Below are 20,226 nucleotides of genomic sequence, written 5' to 3'. Positions count from 1 at the left end.
GCTGGGCGCAACCCGTGGCGAACCTGTCAGCGCGCTGGCAATCGCACCCGTGAACCGGGACAAACCAGTTGCGAAGGGCTCGCGGCGGCCGGGAGGGTGGGACGGTCACCCGACGGAAGGCGAAGCCGCATGACGAACCCCTCCATTCGCGAGATCGAGCTGCCGGAACCACGCTCGGGGCCGTACGGCATCACCGCCGGCCCCGACGGCGCGCTGTGGCTGACGCTGGCCGGGACGGGTGGCGTCGCCCGGGTCGGGCCGGACGGCGAGGTGCGCACCTTTCTCGCGGACCCGGCGGAGAGCCGGCCGCTGATCATCACCGCCGGCCCGGACGGCGCGCTCTGGTACACCCGCTCCGGTGACCACCGGCTGGGCCGGATCACCGTCGACGGGCAGACCGGTTCCGTCGCGCTCCCGCCGGGGACCGGGCCGTGCGGGCTCGCCGTCGGCCCGGACGGCGCCCTCTGGTACGCCGGCATGGGCGACGACACGGTCGGCCGGGTCACCGTCGACGGGGCGGTCACCACCTTCCCGCTGCCGGTCGACAAGGGCTTCCCGTCGATGCTGGCCGCCGGGCCGGACGGCGCGCTCTGGCTCACCCTCAACCAGGCGAACGCGATCGCCCGGGTCGCCCTGGACGGCGAGGTGACCCTGCACCCCCTGCCGACGGAGGCGGCCGGACCGGTCGGCATCACCCTGGGCGGCGACGGGGCGCTCTGGTTCGTCGAGATCGCCGCCGGTCAGCTGGGCCGGATCACCCCGGACGGCCGGATCGACGAGTTCCCGCTGCCGGACCGGGCGGCCCGCCCGCACGCGATCGTCGCCGATCCGGCGGGCGGCTGCTGGTTCACCGAGTGGGGCGCCAACCGGATCGGCCACATCGACAAGGCGGGCCGCATCACGGGGCACGACCTGCCCACCCCCGGCTCCGAACCCCATGGCCTCACGGTGACCCCCGACGGCACCGTCTGGATCGCGCTGGAGACCGGCGCCGTAGCCCACCTCACCCCATAGCCCCGGTGATCATGAGGTTGGCGGCAGTGGTGGATCTTCAAACTGCCGCCAACCTCATGATCGACGCGGGCCCACAGGGGTCAGCGGACGGCGGGGGAGACCGTGAGGGTGCCGGTGGTGGCGTCGAGGACGGCGGGGGTGCCGACCGGGATGGTCAGTTGGTCGGGGCCGTGGCCGATGGGGAGGCCCCCTAGGACGGGGACGCCGAGGTCGCCGAGGCGCTCGGTGAGCACGTCGGTGACGGTGGTGTCCCAACCGTCGGCGCACTCCGTGAACTGGCCCACCGCCACCCCGGCGATCCCGTCCAGCGCACCGCAGCGGCGCAGGTGGGTGAGCATCCGGTCGATCTTGTACGGCGGTTCCTGCACCTCCTCGACCAGCAGCACCGCCCCGGTCAGGTCGGGCATGTCCGGGGTGCCGATCGACGCGGTGATCAGGCACAGGTTGCCGCCGAGCAGCCGCCCCTCCGCCCGCCCGGGCACCCGGACCGGGTAGGTCTCCTCCTCCTTCACCGCCTCGACGGTCACCGGCTCGGTGGTCATCAGCGCGGCGTGCAGCGACTCCGCGGAGCGGAGCGGGGTGCGCTCGTCCCGCCATGCCGCGCCGGGGCCGTGCACGCCGGCCAGCCGGGCGCCCCGCCAGAGCGCGAACTGCAACGCGGTGATGTCGGAGAAGCCGGCCACCACCTTCGGGTCGCGGCGGACCGCCGCCATGTCGATCAGGTCCACCACCCGCTGCGCGCCGTACCCGCCCCGGGTGCAGATCACCCCGCGGATCTCCGGGTCGGCGAACGCGGCGTTCAGGTCGGCGGCCCGCAGCTCGTCGGCGCCGGCCAGGTAGCCCTGGCGGGCGTACGCGTTCGGCGCGGGCACCGGGCGCAGCCCCCAGCCGGTGAGCAGTTCGATGCCGCGGGCCACCCGCTCCGGGCGGGTCGGGCCGGAGGGCGAGACCAGCATCACCTGGTCGCCGGGGCGCAGGACCGGCGGGCGCAGGCAGTCGTCGGTGAGCACGACGGGAGCCTAGTGCGGCCGAGCCGGACCGGGTGCCGCCGGGCGTACCGGATAGCCTCGACGTCGTGGCGACCGCGCTGGTGATCGAGAACGACCCGACCGACGACCTCCGCCGCCTGGGTGAGTGGCTCACCGAGGGGGGCCTGGACCTGTGGGTCCTGCGCCCGCACGCCGGGGACGAACTTCCCGCCGACCTCGACGGGTACGTCGCCCTGGTGGTGCTCGGCGGCGAGCAGCAGGCCTACCCGCTGGCCGACGGGAGCCCCGGCGCGCCCTGGTTCCCGGCGCTGGAGGGGCTGCTGCGCAAGGCGGTCCGGCAGCGGATCCCCACCCTCGGGGTGTGCCTCGGCGGGCAGCTGCTGGCCTCGGCCCACGCCGGGCAGGTCGAGCGCAGCCCGTCCGGGCCGGAGGTCGGGCCGGCCGTGGTGGGCAAGCGGGACGCCGCCGACACCGACCCGCTCTTCCGCTACGTGCCGCTGATGCCGGACGTGCTCCAGTGGCACTCCGACGAGATCACCGAGCTGCCGCACGGCGCGACCCTGCTGGCCGCCTCGACCCGCTACCCGAACCAGGCGTTCCGGCTCGGCGACCGGGCCTGGGGGCTGCAGTTCCACATCGAGTGCGACACCGCGATGATCGCCGACTGGGCCCGCGACTCCGAGCTGCTGGCCGAGCTGGGCTACGACCCGGAGCTGGTGGTGGCGGCCTGCGACCGGGTGATGGCGGACGTGGAGGAGGTCTGGCAGCCGTTCGCCATCCGGTTCGCCGCCCTCGCCCTCGGCGAGCTGGACGACGCCACCGTCCGCCCCAGCCTGCCGCTGCTCGGGCACTGAGATGCCCCGACCGACCCGGGGGCGCCTGGCCCGCTACGGCTTCGCCGAGGCCGACGGCGGGGCGCGCGCCGCCGACCTGCTCGGTCCGGACGGGCTCGGGTTGTGGCGTCTCGACGAGCAGGAACCCACCGACGAGGCGGCCGGCGAACTGCTCGCCGCGCTGTCCCGAGCCGCCGACCCCGACCTGGCGCTGCGCCAGCTGCACCGCCTCGTCGAGGCGGAACGGCGGACCGCGGAGAAGCCGGCGGTGCTGGACGCGCTCGCCGCCGACCCGGGGCTGCGCCGCCGCCTGGTCGCCGTCCTCGGCGCCTCCTCGGCGCTCGGCGACCACCTGGTGGCCAACCCCCACCAGTGGGCCGTGCTGGCCACCGAGGCGGACGGGCTGGCACCCCGCGCCGACGGCCGGCTCGACCTGGCCGCCGCGGCCCGGCTGACCGCCGCCACCGGCCCGGTCCCGGTCCTGCGGCAGGCGTACCGGTTGGCGCTGCTGCGGATCGCGGCGGCCGACCTGACCGGCGGGCGCAGCCTGGAGCAGACCATGGCGGCGCTCTCCGGGCTCGCCGACGCCACCCTGGCCGCCGCCTACGACATCGCCGTCGAGGAGCTGCCGGAGGGCACGCCCCGGCCGCGCCTGGCCGTGGTCGCGATGGGCAAGTGCGGCGGCGACGAGCTCAACTACGTCTCCGACGTGGACGTCATCTTCGTCGCCGCCAGCGACGAGGACCTGGGTGCCGCCACGCTGGTCGCCACCCGGCTGATCCACGTCTGTGGGCTGGTCGCCTGGCCGGTCGACGCCGCGCTGCGTCCGGAGGGCAACCGGGGGCCGCTGGTCCGCACCCTCGCCAGCCACCTGGCCTACTACCGCCGCTGGGCCCGCACCTGGGAGTTCCAGGCGCTGCTCAAGGCCCGGCCGGCGGCCGGCGACCTGCCGCTCGCCCGGGAGTGGATCGACGAGCTGGCCCCGCTGGTCTGGACCGCCGCCGAGCGGCCGGAGGCGGTCGAGGACGTCCGGGCCATGCGTCGGAAGATCATCGACAACATCCCGCCGAAGGAGCTGGAACGCGAGATCAAGCGCGGCCCGGGCGGGCTGCGCGACATCGAGTTCGCCGTCCAGCTGCTCCAGCTCGTGCACGGCCGGGGCGACGAGTCGTTGCGGGCGCCGGGCACCATCCCGGCGCTGCGCGCCCTGGTCACCGGCGGCTACGTCGGCCGCGCCGACGGGGAGGCGCTGCTGCGCGGCTACCGCTTCCTGCGCGGCGTCGAGCACCGGCTCCAGCTCCAGGGCCTGCGCCGCACCCACACCGTGCCGACCGAGCCGGCCGCGCTGCGCTGGCTGGCCGCCGCGCTCGGCTACGCGGCCACCCCGGGCCGCAGCGCCGTCGAGGAGTTCCGCGCCGAGTGGGTCACCCACGCCACCGAGGTACGCCGGCTGCACGCCAAGCTGCTCTACCGGCCGCTGCTGGAGTCGGTGGCCCGGGTGCCGGCCGAGGGACTGCGGCTGACCCCGGAGGCGGCCCGCCACCGGCTGGAGATTCTCGGCTTCGCCGACCCGGCCGGGGCGCTGCGTCACCTCCAGGCGCTCACCGGCGGGGTGAGCCGCACCGCCGCCATTCAGCGCACCCTGCTGCCGGTGCTGCTCAGCGAGTTCGCTGACGCGCCCGAGCCGGACCGGGGGCTGCTCAACTACCGGCAGGTCTCCGAGAAGCTCGGCAGCACGCCCTGGTACCTGCGGCTGCTGCGCGACTCCGGCCCGGTGGCCCGCCGGCTGGCCCGGGTGCTCTCCTCCTCCCGGTACGCCGCCGACCTGCTGGCCCGCGAGCCGGAGGCGCTGCGGCTGCTGGCCGAGGACACCGAGCTGACCCCGCGCCCGCGCGAGGTGCTCGGTGAGGGCTTCACCGCCGCCGCGGCCCGGCACGACGACCCGGTCGAGGCCACCCGTGCGGTCCGCGCGCTGCGCCGCCGCGAGTTGGTCCGGCTCGCCTGCGCCGACGTGCTCAGCCGGGCGGGGGCGCTCGCCCCGCTCACCCCCCGGACGGCGGACGGCGGTGGGCGGGCGCCCACCCTGGCGGACGTCGGCGCGGTCGGCCGCGCTCTCTCCGACGTCGCCGACGCCACCCTGGCCGCCGCGTTGCGTACCGCCCGGGCCGCCCAGCCCGGCCCGCCTGGCCTGCGCTTCGCCGTGATCGGCATGGGCCGGCTGGGCGGGTGCGAGTCCAACTACCTCTCCGACGCCGACGTGCTCTTCGTCTACGACCCGCCGTCCGGCGCGGACGAGGGGGCCACCGCTGCCGCCGCGCACGCCATCGCCGAGGAGCTGCGCCGGCTGCTCTCCGCGCCGGCCCCCGACCCGCCGCTCGGGGTCGACGCCGACCTGCGCCCCGAGGGCCGGCAGGGCCCCCTGGTACGCAGCCTCGCCGCGTACGCCCAGTACTACGCCCGCTGGTCGAAGGTGTGGGAGGCGCAGGCGCTGCTGCGGGCCCGGTTCGTCTGCGGCGACGCCGACCTGGGCGCCGAGTTCGAGGCGATGATCGACCCGGTGCGGTACCCGGCCGACGGGCTGACCCGCGAGCAGGTGGTGGAGATCCGCCGGATCAAGGCCCGAGTGGAGACCGAGCGGCTGCCCCGGGGCGCCGACCCGGCCACCCACACCAAGCTGGGGCGCGGCGGGCTCGCCGACGTGGAGTGGGCGGTGCAGCTGCTCCAGCTCCGGCACGCCGGCCGGCTGGCCGCGCTGCGCGGCACGGGCACGCTCGCCGCCCTCGCGGCGGCCCGGGACGCCGGTCTGGTGGATCCCGACGACGCGGCCGAGATGGCGGCCGGCTGGACGCTCGCCGCGCAGGTACGCAACGCGCTGATGCTGGTCCGCGGCCGGGCCGGCGACCAGCTGCCACGGCACGGGGTGGAGCTGGCCGGCGTGGTGCGGCTGCTCGGCGGGGACGATCCGGGCGAGTTCCTCGACGAGTACCTGCGCGCCGGCCGCCGCTCCCGAGCCGCCATGGAGCGAGTCCTCGACGCCCCGGCCTAGTGCGGAAGGCATTCCCAGGTGCCGGCCGGGTCGCCCGCCTCCTCGTCGACGGCTAGGAACTTGATGACGCAGGTGATTCATCCACGGCCCTTGGGCCGCGGGTCGGATGAGTCGTCCACACCATCAAGGTCGGATGAGTCGTCCACGTCATCAAGTTCGTAGCGGCTCACGGGGGGCAGCCCGGGTCAGCCGCCGAGGGTGTAGGTGCCGGCGCGCGGGACGGTCACCGTCGTCCAGTCGCCGGCCGGGGCGAGGGTGGCGCCGCCGGTGACGGTCAGCCAGCGGTCGTGGCGGACCCGCAGCGGCACCGGGCCGGGGCCGGGGGCCCGGAAGGTCACCGTGGCGGCGTCCTGGCGGACCAGCTCCCCGGGGGAGCCGACCAGCGGGGTCGGGTCGGCGACCGCGTAGAGCCGCCAGTGCCGGTCCGACCAGACCTCGGTGAGGTACGGCAGGCCGGCCCGGACCAGGTCGCCCTCCGGCCGTCCCACCCAGGACAGCTCGACGTCGGGCACGGCGACGTACTGCACCGCGTTCTCGGTCAGCCAGGTGCGGTAGCTGTCCGCGGTCAGTGGGACGCGGGTGCCGGACGCGCCCGGGACGGTGGCGAAGAAGAGCGGGTTGCGGGCGATGTCGGCCTGGCGCAGCCAGCCCCGGGCCAGCGGCACCTCGCCGAGGTGGGCGGCCTCCCAGTAGTTGCGGGTCGGCGGCACCTCCACCCGTCCGGTGAGCCCGCGCCGGTCCAGTTCGGCGCGCAGCGGCGCGAAGTACGCCGCCTCGGCCGTCGGATCGTCCGCGCTGGCCAGGTCGGCGACGACCACCGGCGGCTGCCACCAGCAGACCGCCGCCAGCACGGCCGCCAGGGCCACCGCCCCGGCCACCCGCCGCCGCACCGCCCTCGGCCGAGCCGGCTTCTCCGCCGACGGCGGCTCCGGGCCGATCAGGGACGGCGGAGCGGGCTCGCCCGCGGGGGGTCGGGCGGGCGTGCGGTTCGGCAGGCGGTCGGTCAGCCGGCGGGGGAGCGTCGCGGCGGCGGCCAGCACGGGCAGCGCGAACATCACCACCAGTCGGGTGGCGTTCAGGCCGACCGGGGTGTGCAGCAGCGCCGCGGCGAGGACCCCGGCCGCCGACAGCAGCGCCCCGGCCCGCACCGGCCGGTAGGCCACCAGCGCGGCCACCAGCAGGCTGGTCACCACCGCGTGCAGGGCGTCGGCGTGGCTGATGTTCATCCAGCCGCCCTCGCCGAAGAGCAGCCCGGTCACCGCGAGGGGCGCGGCGGCGGGCACGGCGAGCAGCAGGCCGTCGGCGTACCGGCGGGTGAGCAGCAGGGCGACGCCGGCCAGGCCGACGAAGAGCCCGGCCACCGGGCTGGCCGCCGAGGCGAGCAGGGCCGCCAGGCCGGCGAGCACGGCGCGCGACCACCGGGCGCGGCCGGCCGCCCCCGGCCAGGTCAGGGCGAGCAGCGCGGCCAGGCCGAAGGCGACCCCGAGGGCGTACGTCACCCGGCCGGAGACCAGGTTGCCGGCGATCGTCAGCACCCCGACCAGGCTGCCCAGCAGGGGCCGGGGCACCCGGGTCCGGACCAGCAGGGCGGCGAACGCGGTGGCCGAGGCGAGCAGCGTGAGCGCGCCGGTGGGACGGACCCCGAGCAGCGCCATCAGCGGCGGCGACACCAGGCTGTAGCCCCACGGGTGGACCCCGCCGTACCAGCGCAGGTCGACCAGGGCGGGCCCGTGTTCGGCGAAGAAGCCGGCCCGGGCCACCTGGGCGGACAGGTCCGAGCCGGTGGCCGGCAGGGTGAGATACAGCACGGCGAGGACCAGCGCGGACGCGGCGGACACCGCCACCACCCGACCGCCCCGCATGCCCACCTCCTGATCGCGACCCACCGTACTGGCAGCATGTCCGGCGTGCCTCACCACCTCTCGCGCTGGATCGGCCTGGCGGGCTCGGTGCTGCTCGCCGTGGCCGCCTATATCGGCGGCGCGCTGCCGCACGCAGACCTGCGCCCCACCCCGGTCAGCATCTGGCAGGGCCCGAACGGGCCCCTGACCATCGGTCTCTGGCTGGTCGGCACCGCCCTGCTGGCCGGGGCCTGGTGGTCGCTGCGCGACCGGGCGCCGTCGACCCGCTGGGTGCTCGTCACGGTCGCGCTCTGGCTGCTTCCGATGCTGTTCACCCCGCCGCTGGGCAGCCGGGACGCCTACGCCTACGCCTGCCAGGGTGCCAGCTGGTCGGCCGGGATCAACCCCTACGAGCAGGGCGTGTCCGCGCTGCCCTGCCCCTGGCTGGACACCATCTCCTACATCTGGCGGGACACCCCGGCCCCGTACGGGCCGCTCTTCGTGGTGCTCTCCGGGGCGATCGTCTCGGTCGCCGGGTCGCTGGCCGGCAGCGTGGCGCTGTTCCGGCTGCTCGCGGTGGCCGGTCTGGCGCTGACCGCCTGGGCCCTGCCGGTGCTGGCCCGCCGCTGCGGGGTGCCGCCGCAGCGGGCGCTCTGGCTGGCGCTGGCCTGCCCGCTGGTGCCCGTGCACCTGGTCTCCGGGGCGCACAACGACGCGCTCATGGTGGGCCTGCTCGTCGCCGGGCTGGCCGTGGTGGCGGCCCGGCCGGGCCGGCCGCTGCCGCTGCTCGCCGGTGGGCTGCTGCTCGGCCTGGCCGCCGCCGTCAAGGTCACCGCGCTGGTCGTGGTGCCGTTCGCCGCGCTGGCCGCGATCGTCGGGCCGTACCGGATCCGGTCGCTGGTCCGCGACGGCGCGTGGGTGGTCGGCGCGGCGGTGGCCACCGTGGTCGCCGTGACCTTCGCCGCGGGCCTCAACTTCGGCTTCATCAGCGGCCTCGAACAGGGCGGACTGGTCGTGGCCTGGACCTCACCGCCCACCGCGGTCGGGCAGACCGCCGGGTACGTCGCGGCGATCTTCGGGGCGCACGTCGACGCGCTGCCGGTCACCCGGGGGATCGCCGTGGTGGTGCTGGTGGCGCTGCTGGTCTGGCTCTGGTTCCGGGCGCTGCGCCGCGGGGAGCCCTTCTGGCACGCCGGCCTGGCGCTGACCGCGACGGTCGCGCTCTCGCCGCTGTTCCACCCCTGGTACTGGATGTGGCCCCTCACCGTGCTCGCCGCCACCGCCCGCCGGACCGGGTGGTTCGCGCTGGTGGCGCTGGTGTCGGCGTTCCTGGTCCTGGCCGACGGCACCGGCCTGCCCCGGTGGAGCAAGATGCCGGGCGCGCCCCTCATGACGCTGTTGGTGATCGTGGTGGTGGTCCGGTTGGTACGTTCGGCTCGGGCGGCCCGCCGGCCGGTCCCCGCCGAGCGAGGAGCCGACTGAGGAGAGGTGCCGGTGAGCGAGCCCGGCGCGGTGCCCGACGGACCGGTCCGCCCGGTGGCCCCCGCGCTCGCCCGGTACGCCGGACTCGCCGGCGCGGTGCTGCTGACCGTCGCCGGCTGGCTCGGTGGCGCGCTGCCCGACACCCCCGCCGTGACCAGCCTCGCCGACGCCTGGCGGGCCCCGCACGGGCCGGCGGTGCTCGGCTGCTGGCTGGTCGGCACGGTGCTGCTGGTCGGGGCTTGGTGGTCGCTGCGCTGGGGCGCCCCGTCGGGCCGGTGGGCGTACCTGACCGCCGGGCTCTGGCTGCTGCCGCTGCTGGCCGCGCCGCCGCTGGGCAGCCGGGACGTCTACTCGTACGCCTGCCAGGGCTGGTCCTGGGCGCACGGGGTCGATCCGTACCGGGTCGGGGTGGTGGCGGCCGGCTGCCCGTGGGCGGAGAGCGTGCCGCCGATCTGGCGGGACACCCCGGCGCCGTACGGGCCGTTCTTCGTGCTGCTGGCCGGCCTGGCCGTGCTGCTCGGCGGCGGCCTGGCCGGCGCGATCGCGCTGCTGCGGGTGGTGGCCGTGGCCGGGGTGCTGCTTGCGGCGCTCTGCCTGCCCGGGCTGGCCCGGGCCGTCGGGGTGCCGACCCGGCGGGCGGCCTGGCTGGCGCTGGCCTGCCCGCTGGTCGGGGTGCACCTGGTGGCCGGCGCGCACAACGACGCGGTCGGCCTCGGGCTGCTGCTGTCCGGCCTGCTGGTGCTGGTCCGCCGGCCCGGCCGGCCGCGGGCGCTGGTGCTCGCCGGGGTGCTGCTCGGGCTGGCGGTGGCGGTGAAGGCGGTCGCCGTGGTGGTGCTCCCGTTCGCGGCCCTGGTCGCGGTGCCGGGCCGCCACACCTGGCGCGCGCTGCGGCGCGACGGCGGTTGGCTGGCCGGGGGAGTGCTGGCCGCGCTGGTGGTCACCAGCCTGGCCACCGGGCTCGGCCTGGGTTGGGTGCGAGGCGTGGCCCGCAGCGGCGACTCGGAGCAGTGGACGTCGCCGCCGACCGCGGTGGGTCTGGTGGTCGACTACGCGGGCGCCCTGGCCGGCCGGGAGCCGGATGCCGTGCCGGTGGTCCGGGCGGTCGCGCTGGCCGTGCTCGCGGTGCTGCTGGTGGTGCTCTGGTGGCGGGCCTGGGCGGCGCTGCGCCGGCTGGGCGACGTCCGGCAGCGCGCGACCGGGCCGGCCGCCGCCGGGCCCCGGGTGGCCCTGGCCGGGGCGGGCCTGGCGCTGGCCGCCACCGTGCTGCTCGCCCCGGTCTTCTACCCCTGGTACGCGACCTGGCCGCTGGCCCTGCTCGCCGTGGCGACGGTCGCGGTGGCGCGGACGGTGTGGTTCGTGGCGCCCTGCGCGGTGGCCGCGGTGCTCACCCTGCCGGACGGCAGCAACCTGGCCCGCTTCACCAAGGCGCCGGGGGCGATCCTGATGACCGCGCTGGTGGTGGCGGTCGGGGTGGCCGCGATCCGGGCCCGCCGCGCCCGCTGACGGCGTACGCGCGAAACGGCCGGGCCGGCCCCGCTGTCGCGGAGCCGGCCCGGCCGGTGCTGTGGAGTGTGTCGCGCCGAGGCGCTCAGCAGTCGAAGTACATGGCGAACTCGTGCGGGGTCGGGCGCAGGCGCACCGGGTCGACCTCGTTGGCCCGCTTCCACGACACCCAGGTCGAGATCAGGTCCGGCGTGAAGACGCCGCCGTCGAGCAGGTAGTCGTGGTCGGCCTCGAGGGCGTCGAGCACGGCGGGCAGGGAGCCCGGGACCTGCTTGACGTCGCCCCACTCCTCCGGGGGCAGGTCGTACAGGTCCTTGTCGATCGGCGCCGGCGGCTCGATCTTGTTCTTGATGCCGTCCAGGCCGGCCATCATCATGGCGGAGAAGGCCAGGTACGGGTTGCTGGACGGGTCCGGCACCCGGAACTCGACGCGCTTGGCCTTCGGGTTGCTGCCGGTGACCGGGATGCGGGTGCAGGCGGAGCGGTTGCGCTGCGAGTAGACCAGGTTGACCGGCGCCTCGAAGCCCGGCACCAGCCGGCGGTAGGAGTTGATCGTCGGGTTGGTGAAGGCCAGCAGCGACGGCGCGTGGTGCAGCAGGCCGCCGATGTACCAGCGGGCGGTGTCGGAGAGGCCGGCGTAGCCGGTCTCGTCGTAGAACAGCGGCTCGCCGTTCAGCCAGAGGCTCTGGTGGGTGTGCATGCCGGAGCCGTTGTCGCCGAAGAGCGGCTTCGGCATGAAGGTGGCGGTCTTGCCGGCGGCCCAGGCCTCGTTCTTGATCAGGTACTTGAAGAGCTGGAGCTGGTCGGCGGACTGCAGCAGGGTGGAGAACCTGTAGTTGATCTCCGACTGCCCGGCGGTGCCGACCTCGTGGTGCGAGCGCTCGACCGTGAAGCCGGCGTCGATCAGGCGGCGGACCATGCTGTCGCGCAGGTCGGCGTAGTGGTCCACCGGCGGCACCGGGAAGTAGCCGCCCTTGTAGGCGGTCTTGTAGCCGCGGTTGCCGCCCTCCTCCTCACGGCCGGAGTTCCAGGCGCCCTCGATCGAGTCGATGTAGTAGTACGACTGGTGGGCGGAGGTCTCGTGGCGGATCGAGTCGAAGATGTAGAACTCCGCCTCGGCGCCGAAGTACGCGGTGTCGGCGATGCCGCTCGCGGCCAGGAACGCCTCGGCCTTCTTCGCCACGTTCCGCGGGTCACGCGAGTAGGCCTCGCGGGTGAACGGGTCGTGGATGAAGAAGTTCAGCGCCAGGGTCTTCTGCGTGCGGAACGGGTCGATGAAGGCGGTCGCGACGTCCGGGAGCAGGAGCATGTCCGACTCGTGGATCGCCTGGAAGCCACGGATCGACGAACCGTCGAACGCGAGGCCGTCGGTGAAGACGCTGTCGTCGAAGGACTCGACCGGCAGGTTGAAGTGCTGCATCACGCCGGGCAGGTCACAGAAACGTACGTCGACGAACTTCACGTCCTCGTTCTTGAGGTATCGCAGGAGTTCCTCGGGATTGGCGAACACACGTCCTCCTGGCAGGTCCACTCCGGGGCTGGCTACCTGGCGACGCTATGGCCGTGGGGTTGCCCGGCCGTGTCTCCTCTGTTTCCGCCGTGTTACGTCCCTCGCGGAGCGTCATCCCGGCCGCTCAGCCGCCTCCGGCTCTCCAGTGGGACGATACCCGTTGCGCCGGTCTGGCGCTGATTGATGGCTTTGGTCCTGTTCCCCGCCTGGCGCTCAACCGGCGTACCGGGGCAGTGACCGGCACCCCTGCCCGCCGCGGCGCTGCCGACCCCGGATCGGTCGCTGGCTACCCTGACCGCTGTGACCGATACCGCCGCCGTGCCGGTGCCGCCCGCCGCGGACCCGGCCTTCACGCCCCCGAGCCTCGGCCGTCGCTTCGGCGCCCTGCTCATCGACTGGGTGCTCTGCCTGTTGATCGCCAACATCTTCGCCGACCCGGTCCGCGACGGCTGGGCCCCGGTCCTGGTGCTGATCCTGGAGTACGGCTTCTTCCTCGGACTCTTCGCCCAGACCCCCGGCATGTACGTCACCCGGATCCGCTGCCTGTCCTGGGCCGACGGCGGGCGGATCGGGCTGGTCCGGGCGCTGCTGCGCGGCCTGCTGCTGGCCCTCGTGGTGCCCGCCCTGATCATGGACGGGCACCGGCGCGGCCTGCACGACCGGCTCACCGGGTCGGTGGTCGCCGACGCCCCCCGCCCCGCCCGCCGCTGACCCCCCACGACGAAGGAGCCGGCCCCGCGCGGGTCCGGCTCCTTCTCGCGTACGACGGGGGTCAGCGACCCCGGGTCTGGCGGAACGCGCCCCGCGGCGGCCGCATGTTCTTCGGGATCGCGCCCTTGGGCATCTGCGGGCGGGCGGTGAGCGCCTTGAGCCGCTTGTCGAGGGCGTTGACGTCCTTGGGGGCGAGGCTGCGGGGCAGCCGCATCAGCGTCACCCGCAGCTTGCGGATCGGCAGCTCACCCTCGCCCTGACCGATCACGTAGTCGTGCAGCGGGGCGGAGCCGATCACCTTGGCCAGCCGGCGCTTCTCCTGGCCGAGCAGGCCGCGTACCCGCTGCGGGTTGCCCTCGGCCAGCAGGATCACGCCCGGCCGGCCGATCACCAGGTGCACCATGTCCATCTGGGTGGTGGAGCTGACCGCCGGGGTGACCCGCCAGTCGCCGCGCATGCTCTCCATGATCTGGGCCGCCGCGCCGGGTTGCCCCTCGGCGGCGTTCATCATCGCCTTGTTGGACCGCAGGTTGAGCACGACCAGGACGGCGAGCAGGGCGAGCAGGATGCCGATCGGCAGCCAGATCCAGCCCCAGAGGAGCACCGCGACCACGGTGAGCGCGAGCGGGATCAGCACCGCCGCCGCGGTCAGCGGCGCGAACCACCGGTCCTGCTTGGCGGTGAACTGGAACACCATCCCGATCTGCTTCAGCCGCTGGCCGAACGAGACCTTCTCCTGGGGCTTTGCCATGCCGCAGAGTCTAGTGGTCGCCGCGCGGCCCGTTGATCCGTGGCCGCCCCTCCGCCGCCGGGCTGAGTACCTTACGTCGCCGTCGGGCCGCTGAGGCCCTCGGGTAAGGAGGGGGAGCGGCCGAAGATCAGGCGGCGCACCCATGCCCGGGGGGCACCTTCGCGCGGAAAGTCGGTGTCGACAGCGAAACACCCCACGACGGGAGAACCGAGATGTTCGGCAACGACGCAGACCTGCTCCTCAGCATCCACCGCAGCCACGCCTCCGAGCTTCAGGCCGACGCGGCCCGCGACCGGCTCGCCCGGTCCCTGCCCCGCCGCCACCCGCGGAGCTGGCTGGGCCGCCGGCAGCACACCGCCCGCGTCTCCGACGCCCGCCGGTGACCGCCCCGGCGCTGCCGGCGCACCCGAGGGCCGTGCCGCCCGCCCCGGACCGGACCGGTCCGTCCGGGGCGGGCAGCGCGGACGCCGGCCCGGCGGTCACGGCCGCCGGTCCCGCCGTTCTCGCCGGTCCGGCCGTCACGGGGGCGGCCGGATCGGCGGGGAACCGGCCGGTCGGCCGGGACGGTGCGGGCGTACGCCGTGGCATGCTCGACGGCGTGACCGCACGCGCCGCCAGCACCGTCCTCGTCGGCCGCCAGCGCGAGCTGGTGGGACTCCGCGAGGCGCTGGCCCAGGCCCGGGCGGGGGACCCGGCCACCGTCCTGGTGGGCGGCGAGGCCGGGGTCGGCAAGACGCGGCTGCTGGAGGAGTTCGGCGCGCACGCCACCGCGACCGGTGCGCGGCTGCTGATCGGCCAGTGCCTGGAACTTGGCGAGGCCGGCCTGCCCTTCGCGCCGTTCGCCGCCGCGCTGCGCGACGTGCTGCGCCACGACGGCCCGGCCGCCTTCGCCGGCTACGAGGCGGAGTTCGCCCGGCTGCTGCCCGAGCTGGCCCGGGTGCCGGCCGGAGCCGCCGCGCCCACCGGGCTGCCCGTCTCCGACACCCCGCGCGGCTACCTGTTCGACCTGGTCGCCGACCTGTTCCGGCGGATCGCCGAGGAGCGGCCGCTGGTCCTGCTGATCGAGGACCTGCACTGGGCCGACCGGTCCACCCGCGACCTGATCGGCTTCCTGGTCCGGGCCGCCCGGGCCACCCGCCTGCTGCTGGTCTGCACCTACCGGACCGACGAGCTGCACCGCGGCCACCCGCTGCGCCCCTTCCTCGCCGAGCTGGACCGGGCCCGGGGCGTCGACCGGGTCGAGCTGGGCCGGCTGGACCGCGACGGCACCGCCGCCATCCTGGCCGACCTGCTCGGCGTCGAGCCGGCCGCCCGCGCCGTGGACGACGTGCACGGGCGCACCCAGGGCAACCCGTTCTTCATCGAGGAGCTGGCCGCGGCCGGCGACCCGGTGGGCTGCGCCGTGCTGCCGGAGACGCTGCGCGACCTGCTGCTGGCCCGGGTGGATCGGCTGCCCGAGCCGGCCCAGCGGGTGCTCCGGATCGCCGCCGCCGGCGGCACCCGCTTCGCCCACCAGCTCCTCGCCGAGGTGGCCGGCCTACCCGAGGCCGAGCTGGAGGACGCGCTGCGCGCCGCCGTGGCCGCCCAGCTCGTGGTGGCCGACCCGGACGGCGACTACGAGTTCCGGCACGCGCTGGTCCGCGAGGCCGTCCACGACGACCTGCTCCCCGGCGAGCACGCCCGGCTGCACGCCCGGTACGCCGCCGCGATCGAGGCGCAGCCGTACCTGGTGGCCGCCGGTCGCGCCCCCGCCGAGATCGCCCACCACTGGTACGCGGCGCACGACCACCCGCGCGCCCTGATCGCCGCCCGGGTGGCCGCCTGCGCCGCCGCCGACCGTTACGCGTACGCCGAGCAGAGCCGGCTGCTGGAACGGGTCCTCGAACTGTGGGAGCTGGTGCCCGACGCGGCCGACCGGCTCGGCATGGACCACCTGCGGGTGCTGGAGGAGACCCTGGCCGCGGCCACCACGGCCGGCGACTACAGCCGCGCGCTCACCCTGGCCCGGGCCGGGCTGGCTGAGGTGGACACCGCCGCCGAGCCGCTGCGGGCCGGCCGCCTGCTCTACTGGCGTGGCCGGCTGCTCGCCCTGCTCGGCAAGAGCGACGGCATCGCCGAGGTACGCGAGGCGTACCGGCTGGCCGGCGGGGTGGCGGACGCGCCCGAGCGGGTGCGGCTGCTCGCCGACATCGCGGCGCACCTCGTCAAGATCGACCCCGAGCAGGCCGCCTCGGTGGCCGCCGAGGCGATGGCCGCGGCCGAGGCGACCGGCGAGGACGCCGCGCTGCTGCCCACCCGCATCGCCCTGCTCTGCCGCACCGACAAGGCGCCCGACCTGGGGCTGGCCGAGCTGCGCCGGGCCGAGGCGCTGGCCCGGGCCACCGACAACGCGCCGGCGCTGGTCAGTGCCCTGGTGCACCTCTCCGACGTGCTCTACGAGCTGGGCCGCTACGCCGAGTCCGAGGAGGCCGCCGCGGCCGGGGTGAGCGAGGCGCGCCGGGTCGGGATCAGCCGCTCCACGGGCGCGTACCTGCTGTCGAACCGGGCCGAGGCGCTGATCGCGCTGGGCCGCTGGGACGAGGCCGACGCGGCCTGCGCCGAGGCGGCCCGGATCGACCCGCCGGGCGTCTCCGGGCTGCACTGGCTCCAGCTCCGGGCCGGGCTGCGGCTGGCCCGGGCGCACCCCGCCGCCGACGAGCTGGTCGGCCGGGCGCTGGCCTTCCTGGCCCGGCCCTACCTCTGGCCGAACCACCGGCTGCCGCTGCGCGAGCTGGCCATCGAGGCCGCCCTGGCGGCGGACGACAAGGTGGCCGCGCTCGCGGCGAGCCGGGCCGCCCTCGCCGACGAGCGCCTGGTCGGCCTGCCCCGGGAGGCCTGGCCGGTGCTCAGCGCGGTGGCCCGCGCCGCCGCGCTGGTCGGCGACGCCGAGCTGGCCGCCGAGGCGTCCGCCGTGGCCGCCGCGCTGCCCGCCCGCTATCCGGCGGAACAGGCACACGCCGCCCAGGTCACCGCGGTCCTCACCGGCGTCGCCCCCGCCGCCGACGGTGGGGGTGCTGGCGTGCCCCTCGCTCCGGCCGAGCGGTCGGGTGAGGCGCTGCCCGCCTGGCGGGCGGCGGTGGCGCGGTGGCGGACGGTCGGGCAGCCGTACCCGCTGGGTCGGGCGCTGCTCGCCCTGGCCGAGGCCGCCGCGGCGGCCGGCGCACGGGACGAGGTCGCCGCCGCCGTCCGCGAGGCCGCTGACATCGCCACCCGACTCGGCGCCGCCCCGCTGGGCGAGCAGGCCGCCACCCTGGCCCGCCGGGTCGGGCTGCGCGGCACCGCCCGGCCCGGCCCGGACCTGCTCACCAGCCGGGAGCAGGAGGTGCTCCGGCTGGTCGCCGAGGGGCACAGCAACAGCCGGATCGCCGAGCAGCTCTTCATCTCGCCGAAGACGGCGAGCGTGCACGTGTCCCGGATCATCGCCAAGCTGGACGTGACCAACCGGGTGGAGGCCGCCGCGCTGGCCCACCGCCTCGGCCTGCTCGACCCGACACCGCCCGCTCAGCGCCAGGGCAGATAGCCGGGGTCGCTCGCCCGTCCGGCTCTGTTCACGGCGACGCCGGTGTGGCCGCGGTCAGCGGCGGGGCAGGTAGATCCGCCAGCCGGCGACGGTGACCAGGTCGAGCGCCCCCTGGCCGGGCTCGAGCCGCCCGTCCAAGCGGGCGGCCAGCGGGGACCCGGCCGGCGCCACCCAGGCCGCGCCCGGGTCCGCGTCCACCGCCCGCCGATACGCCGGCAGCCGGTCGAACCCGGGGCGCAGGTCGTCGTCGACGACCGCGCAGCGCACGTCCTCGCCGGTGGCGAACGCGAGCCGGTTGCAGGTCCAGTAGCCGGCGCGCACGTGCCGCACGCCCAGCGCGCCGAGCGTGTCGACGAGCGCCCGGTGCCGGTCGGCCTCGGCGTGGGTGGCCGGCACGGCGCCGACCGCGCCGGCGGTCGCGACGGCCCCCGTGCCGAGGATCCCCACCAGCCCGGCGACCGCCGCCACCCCGGCCAACCGGCCGCGGCGGGCGGCGCCTCCGAGGACGGCCCGCCGGGCGGCGGCCCAGAGGGGCCAGAGCAGCGCGGGTGTGGCGACGGCGAGGCAGGACAGGTAGCGCGCGCTCTCGATCGGGGTCCGCCCCGCCGCGCTGCTCGCCGTGTACGCCGCCAGCACCACCGCCGCCCCGGCCAGCAGCGCCAGCCGCACCGATGCGGACACCCGCCGTCGCTCCGCGCCGCCGGGATCGTCGCCGGATCTTGGACAGTTGCCGTTCACAGCGAACGACAACTGTCCAAGATCCGCAGACGACAGTGGGTGGCGGAGGGTGCGCCAGGCGGTGGCGGCGGCGAGGGCGAGCAGGAGGAGGAAGACCGGGGCCCACCAGAGTTGCCACCAGGCGCAGTGGCCGGGGGAGCAGAAGCCCATGGCCAGGGGCGGGCCGAGCACCAGGCCGCCGTGCAGCCGCTCGCCCCAGCTCGCCGCCGCCTCCCCGCCGCTGGCCGCCAGCACCGCGGCTAGCGGGTTCCGGCCGTGCCGGAGGCTGTCCAGCAGCATCGGCGCGGCGCCCAGCAGCAGCGTGGCCGCCACGACCAGCCCGGCCCGCCCGGCCAGCTCCCGGCGTCGCCGGGCCAGCAGGACCGCGCCGGTCCCGAGGACGTACGGCAGCACCAGCGGGTCCACCCAGAGCAGCAACCCGGAGACGAGTCCCCAGCCCGCCCAGCGGGGCAACCGCGCGCCCGCCGTGCCGGCGCACAGCCCCACGGTGAGCAGGGCGAGGCCCACCCCGGCCGGGTTCAGTTCGGGGTAGCCGCCCCCGGCGATGAGCTGGTTCTTCACCACCCGGTCCGAGCCGAGCGCGAGGAAGCCGACCACGAGCAGGGCGAACCAGGCGTCGCCGCCGAGCCGGCGGGTGAGCCGCCAGGAGAGGGCGAGGAAGAGCGCGTACAGGGCCAGGGTGGGCAGCCGCAGGGCGAGCACCGACGGCCCGGCCAGGGCGACCAGGGGCGCGGCCAGATACGCCTCCAGCGTGCCCATGTACGCCTGCCCGTAGAACCAGACCGGGAAGCCCTCCCCGCGGGCGATGTGCAGGGCGGCCAGCCCCATGGTCGCCTCGTCGCTGTTGGCGGGCGGCGCGTCGGCGAGCAGCAGCGCCAGCCGGTAGCCGACCCCGGCCAGCCCGACCAGCAGGGCGAGCAGTGCCGGCAGCCGGGCACGCCGGGGCGTACGCGGGTGCGTGGCCCCGCGTGGCTCCTGGCGTACCCGGGCTGTCATCCCTGGGATCATGGCATCCGGCGGGCGGCCGGCGGTGGGTGACGCGGTGGACGGCCGGCCTCAGCCGGCGGCGACGACCTCGTCGCGGGCGGCGAGCGCCTGCTGGTAGAGCCGCCCGGCCCGGTACGACGAGCGGACCAGCGGGCCGCTCATCACGCCGGCGAAGCCGATCTCCTCGGCCTCCTCGCGCAGCTCGACGAACTCCTCCGGCTTGACCCAGCGGGTTACCGGGTGGTGCCGGGGGGAGGGGCGCAGGTACTGGGTGATGGTGATCAGCTCGCAGCCGGCCTCGTGCAGGTCGCGCAGCGCCTGGGACACCTCGGCCCGCTCCTCGCCCATGCCGAGGATCAGGTTGCTCTTGGTGACCAGCCCGGCGGCGCGCGCCTGGCGGATCACGTCGAGGGAGCGCTCGTAGCGGAACGCCGGCCGGATCCGCTTGAAGATGCGCGGCACGGTCTCCACGTTGTGCGCCAGCACCTCGGGCCGGGCGCCGAAGACCTCGGCGAGCTGCTCGGGCACCGCGTTGAAGTCGGGGATCAGCAGCTCGACGCCGCAGCCGGACTGCAGGGCGTGGATCTGCCGGACCGTCTCGGCGTAGAGCCAGGCGCCGCCGTCGGGCAGATCGTCGCGGGCCACGCCGGTGATGGTGGCGTAGCGCAGGCCCATCGCGGCGACGGACTCGGCGACCCGGCGGGGCTCGTCGGCGTCGAACTCGGCGGGCTTGCCGGTGTCGATCTGGCAGAAGTCGCAGCGCCGGGTGCACTGGTCGCCACCGATGAGGAAGGTGGCCTCCCGGTCCTCCCAGCACTCGTAGATGTTGGGGCAGCCGGCCTCCTGGCAGACGGTGTGCAGCCCCTCGCGCGAGACGAGCCCGCGCAGCTGGGTGTACTCCGGCCCCATCTTGGCCTTGACCTTGATCCACGGCGGCTTGCGCTCGATCGGCGTCTCGGCGTTGCGCGCCTCGATCCGCAGCATGCGCCGCCCCTCGGGGGCGACCGTCGCGGTGCGCGCTGCCGGCTCGGTCCTCGGCGCGGAGTGCTCGATCGTCACAAAACCGAGCCTACGCCGGTCGGCCGCCGTCGATGAACGTCGGGCGACGGCCGTCACGCCCCAATCGTTGTGACACCGGACACCAACGGCGAAAAAACGCCGTCACACGGCCCGGCGCGGGGTGCTAGCCTCTCCGGCAAAGCTGCGACGGAGCCGAGTAGCGGGCCGATCCGCCAGCCCAGAGAGCCGCCATTTGCTGCAAG

14 protein-coding genes are annotated in these 20,226 nt (G+C 75.9%); 8 read left to right on the top strand and 6 right to left on the bottom strand.

The genetic code is table 11. From position 1 onward, the window contains the following. Window positions 1–129 precede the first annotated feature (129 nt). On the top strand, window positions 130–1,014 hold the full coding sequence (locus AC0OLQ_RS27710; RefSeq protein ID WP_484528692.1) for a Vgb family protein: 885 nt from the start codon (window positions 130–132) through the stop codon (window positions 1,012–1,014). Window positions 1,015–1,094: 80 nt separating this feature from the next. Here the strand turns inward: AC0OLQ_RS27710 and AC0OLQ_RS27705 are convergent, their stop codons facing one another. After that, complete coding sequence (locus AC0OLQ_RS27705; protein ID WP_357335687.1) at window positions 1,095–2,024, bottom strand: S66 peptidase family protein; 930 nt, start codon at window positions 2,022–2,024, stop codon at window positions 1,095–1,097. A 65-nt stretch (window positions 2,025–2,089) separates the two neighbouring features. Between AC0OLQ_RS27705 and AC0OLQ_RS27700 the strand changes: the two genes are divergently transcribed. Then, window positions 2,090–2,857, top strand: a complete 768-nt coding sequence (locus AC0OLQ_RS27700; RefSeq protein ID WP_357335685.1) for a type 1 glutamine amidotransferase — start codon at window positions 2,090–2,092, stop codon at window positions 2,855–2,857. Between the two features lies 1 nt (window position 2,858). Continuing rightward, the gene (locus AC0OLQ_RS27695; protein ID WP_484528691.1) at window positions 2,859–5,882 is read left to right on the top strand and encodes a bifunctional [glutamine synthetase] adenylyltransferase/[glutamine synthetase]-adenylyl-L-tyrosine phosphorylase; all 3,024 of its coding nucleotides are present in this window, start codon (window positions 2,859–2,861) and stop codon (window positions 5,880–5,882) included. Between the two features lie 185 nt (window positions 5,883–6,067). Here AC0OLQ_RS27695 and AC0OLQ_RS27690 read toward each other — a convergent pair whose 3' ends face one another. Continuing rightward, on the bottom strand, window positions 6,068–7,744 hold the full coding sequence (locus AC0OLQ_RS27690; protein WP_484528690.1) for a hypothetical protein: 1,677 nt from the start codon (window positions 7,742–7,744) through the stop codon (window positions 6,068–6,070). A 45-nt stretch (window positions 7,745–7,789) separates the two neighbouring features. Between AC0OLQ_RS27690 and mptB (AC0OLQ_RS27685) the strand changes: the two genes are divergently transcribed. Both mptB (AC0OLQ_RS27685) and mptB (AC0OLQ_RS27680) read left to right on the top strand, forming a co-directional pair. Next, the gene (mptB, locus tag AC0OLQ_RS27685; RefSeq protein ID WP_484528689.1) at window positions 7,790–9,205 is read left to right on the top strand and encodes a polyprenol phosphomannose-dependent alpha 1,6 mannosyltransferase MptB; all 1,416 of its coding nucleotides are present in this window, start codon (window positions 7,790–7,792) and stop codon (window positions 9,203–9,205) included. 12 nt (window positions 9,206–9,217) lie between these two features. Then, entirely contained in the window at window positions 9,218–10,708 is a 1,491-nt protein-coding gene (gene mptB / locus AC0OLQ_RS27680; RefSeq protein WP_484528688.1) for a polyprenol phosphomannose-dependent alpha 1,6 mannosyltransferase MptB, read from the top strand. Between the two features lie 85 nt (window positions 10,709–10,793). On the opposite strand, the gene glnA is transcribed toward mptB (AC0OLQ_RS27680), so the two are convergent. Next, on the bottom strand, window positions 10,794–12,218 hold the full coding sequence (gene glnA / locus AC0OLQ_RS27675; RefSeq protein WP_357335673.1) for a type I glutamate--ammonia ligase: 1,425 nt from the start codon (window positions 12,216–12,218) through the stop codon (window positions 10,794–10,796). Window positions 12,219–12,518: 300 nt separating this feature from the next. Between glnA and AC0OLQ_RS27670 the strand changes: the two genes are divergently transcribed. Further along, window positions 12,519–12,929, top strand: a complete 411-nt coding sequence (locus tag AC0OLQ_RS27670) for an RDD family protein (protein WP_484528687.1) — start codon at window positions 12,519–12,521, stop codon at window positions 12,927–12,929. 61 nt (window positions 12,930–12,990) lie between these two features. Here the strand turns inward: AC0OLQ_RS27670 and AC0OLQ_RS27665 are convergent, their stop codons facing one another. After that, complete coding sequence (locus tag AC0OLQ_RS27665; protein ID WP_357335671.1) at window positions 12,991–13,680, bottom strand: DUF4191 domain-containing protein; 690 nt, start codon at window positions 13,678–13,680, stop codon at window positions 12,991–12,993. Window positions 13,681–13,892: 212 nt separating this feature from the next. On the opposite strand from AC0OLQ_RS27665, the gene AC0OLQ_RS27660 reads away from it, so the two are divergent. Both AC0OLQ_RS27660 and AC0OLQ_RS27655 read left to right on the top strand, forming a co-directional pair. Further along, window positions 13,893–14,063: a hypothetical protein gene (locus tag AC0OLQ_RS27660; RefSeq protein ID WP_357335669.1), complete on the top strand. Its 171-nt coding sequence runs from the start codon at window positions 13,893–13,895 to the stop codon at window positions 14,061–14,063. A gap of 215 nt (window positions 14,064–14,278) precedes the next feature. Continuing rightward, a complete protein-coding gene (locus AC0OLQ_RS27655) occupies window positions 14,279–17,239 on the top strand; it encodes a helix-turn-helix transcriptional regulator (RefSeq protein ID WP_484528686.1) in 2,961 nt (986 codons plus the stop codon). Between the two features lie 54 nt (window positions 17,240–17,293). On the opposite strand, the gene AC0OLQ_RS27650 is transcribed toward AC0OLQ_RS27655, so the two are convergent. Both AC0OLQ_RS27650 and lipA read right to left on the bottom strand, forming a co-directional pair. Beyond that, window positions 17,294–18,973, bottom strand: a complete 1,680-nt coding sequence (locus AC0OLQ_RS27650) for a DUF423 domain-containing protein (RefSeq protein WP_484528685.1) — start codon at window positions 18,971–18,973, stop codon at window positions 17,294–17,296. 60 nt (window positions 18,974–19,033) lie between these two features. Continuing rightward, window positions 19,034–20,080: a lipoyl synthase gene (gene lipA / locus AC0OLQ_RS27645; RefSeq protein ID WP_484528684.1), complete on the bottom strand. Its 1,047-nt coding sequence runs from the start codon at window positions 20,078–20,080 to the stop codon at window positions 19,034–19,036. Window positions 20,081–20,226: the final 146 nt, after the last annotated feature.

Source organism: Micromonospora sp. Utrum1 (genome assembly GCF_057197805.1).
This window is presented reverse-complemented; position numbering and strand designations above follow the sequence as displayed.

Excerpts from the sequence above, each read along its gene's own strand:
- AC0OLQ_RS27695 (WP_484528691.1), top strand. The coding sequence starts at position 2,859 with ATGCCCCGACCGACCCGGGGGCGCCTGGCCCGCTACGGCTTCGCCGAG.
- AC0OLQ_RS27650 (WP_484528685.1), bottom strand. The coding sequence starts at position 18,973 with ATGACAGCCCGGGTACGCCAGGAGCCACGCGGGGCCACGCACCCGCGT.
- AC0OLQ_RS27665 (WP_357335671.1), bottom strand. The coding sequence starts at position 13,680 with ATGGCAAAGCCCCAGGAGAAGGTCTCGTTCGGCCAGCGGCTGAAGCAG.
- AC0OLQ_RS27710 (WP_484528692.1), top strand. The coding sequence starts at position 130 with ATGACGAACCCCTCCATTCGCGAGATCGAGCTGCCGGAACCACGCTCG.
- AC0OLQ_RS27690 (WP_484528690.1), bottom strand. The coding sequence starts at position 7,744 with ATGCGGGGCGGTCGGGTGGTGGCGGTGTCCGCCGCGTCCGCGCTGGTC.
- AC0OLQ_RS27660 (WP_357335669.1), top strand. The coding sequence starts at position 13,893 with ATGTTCGGCAACGACGCAGACCTGCTCCTCAGCATCCACCGCAGCCAC.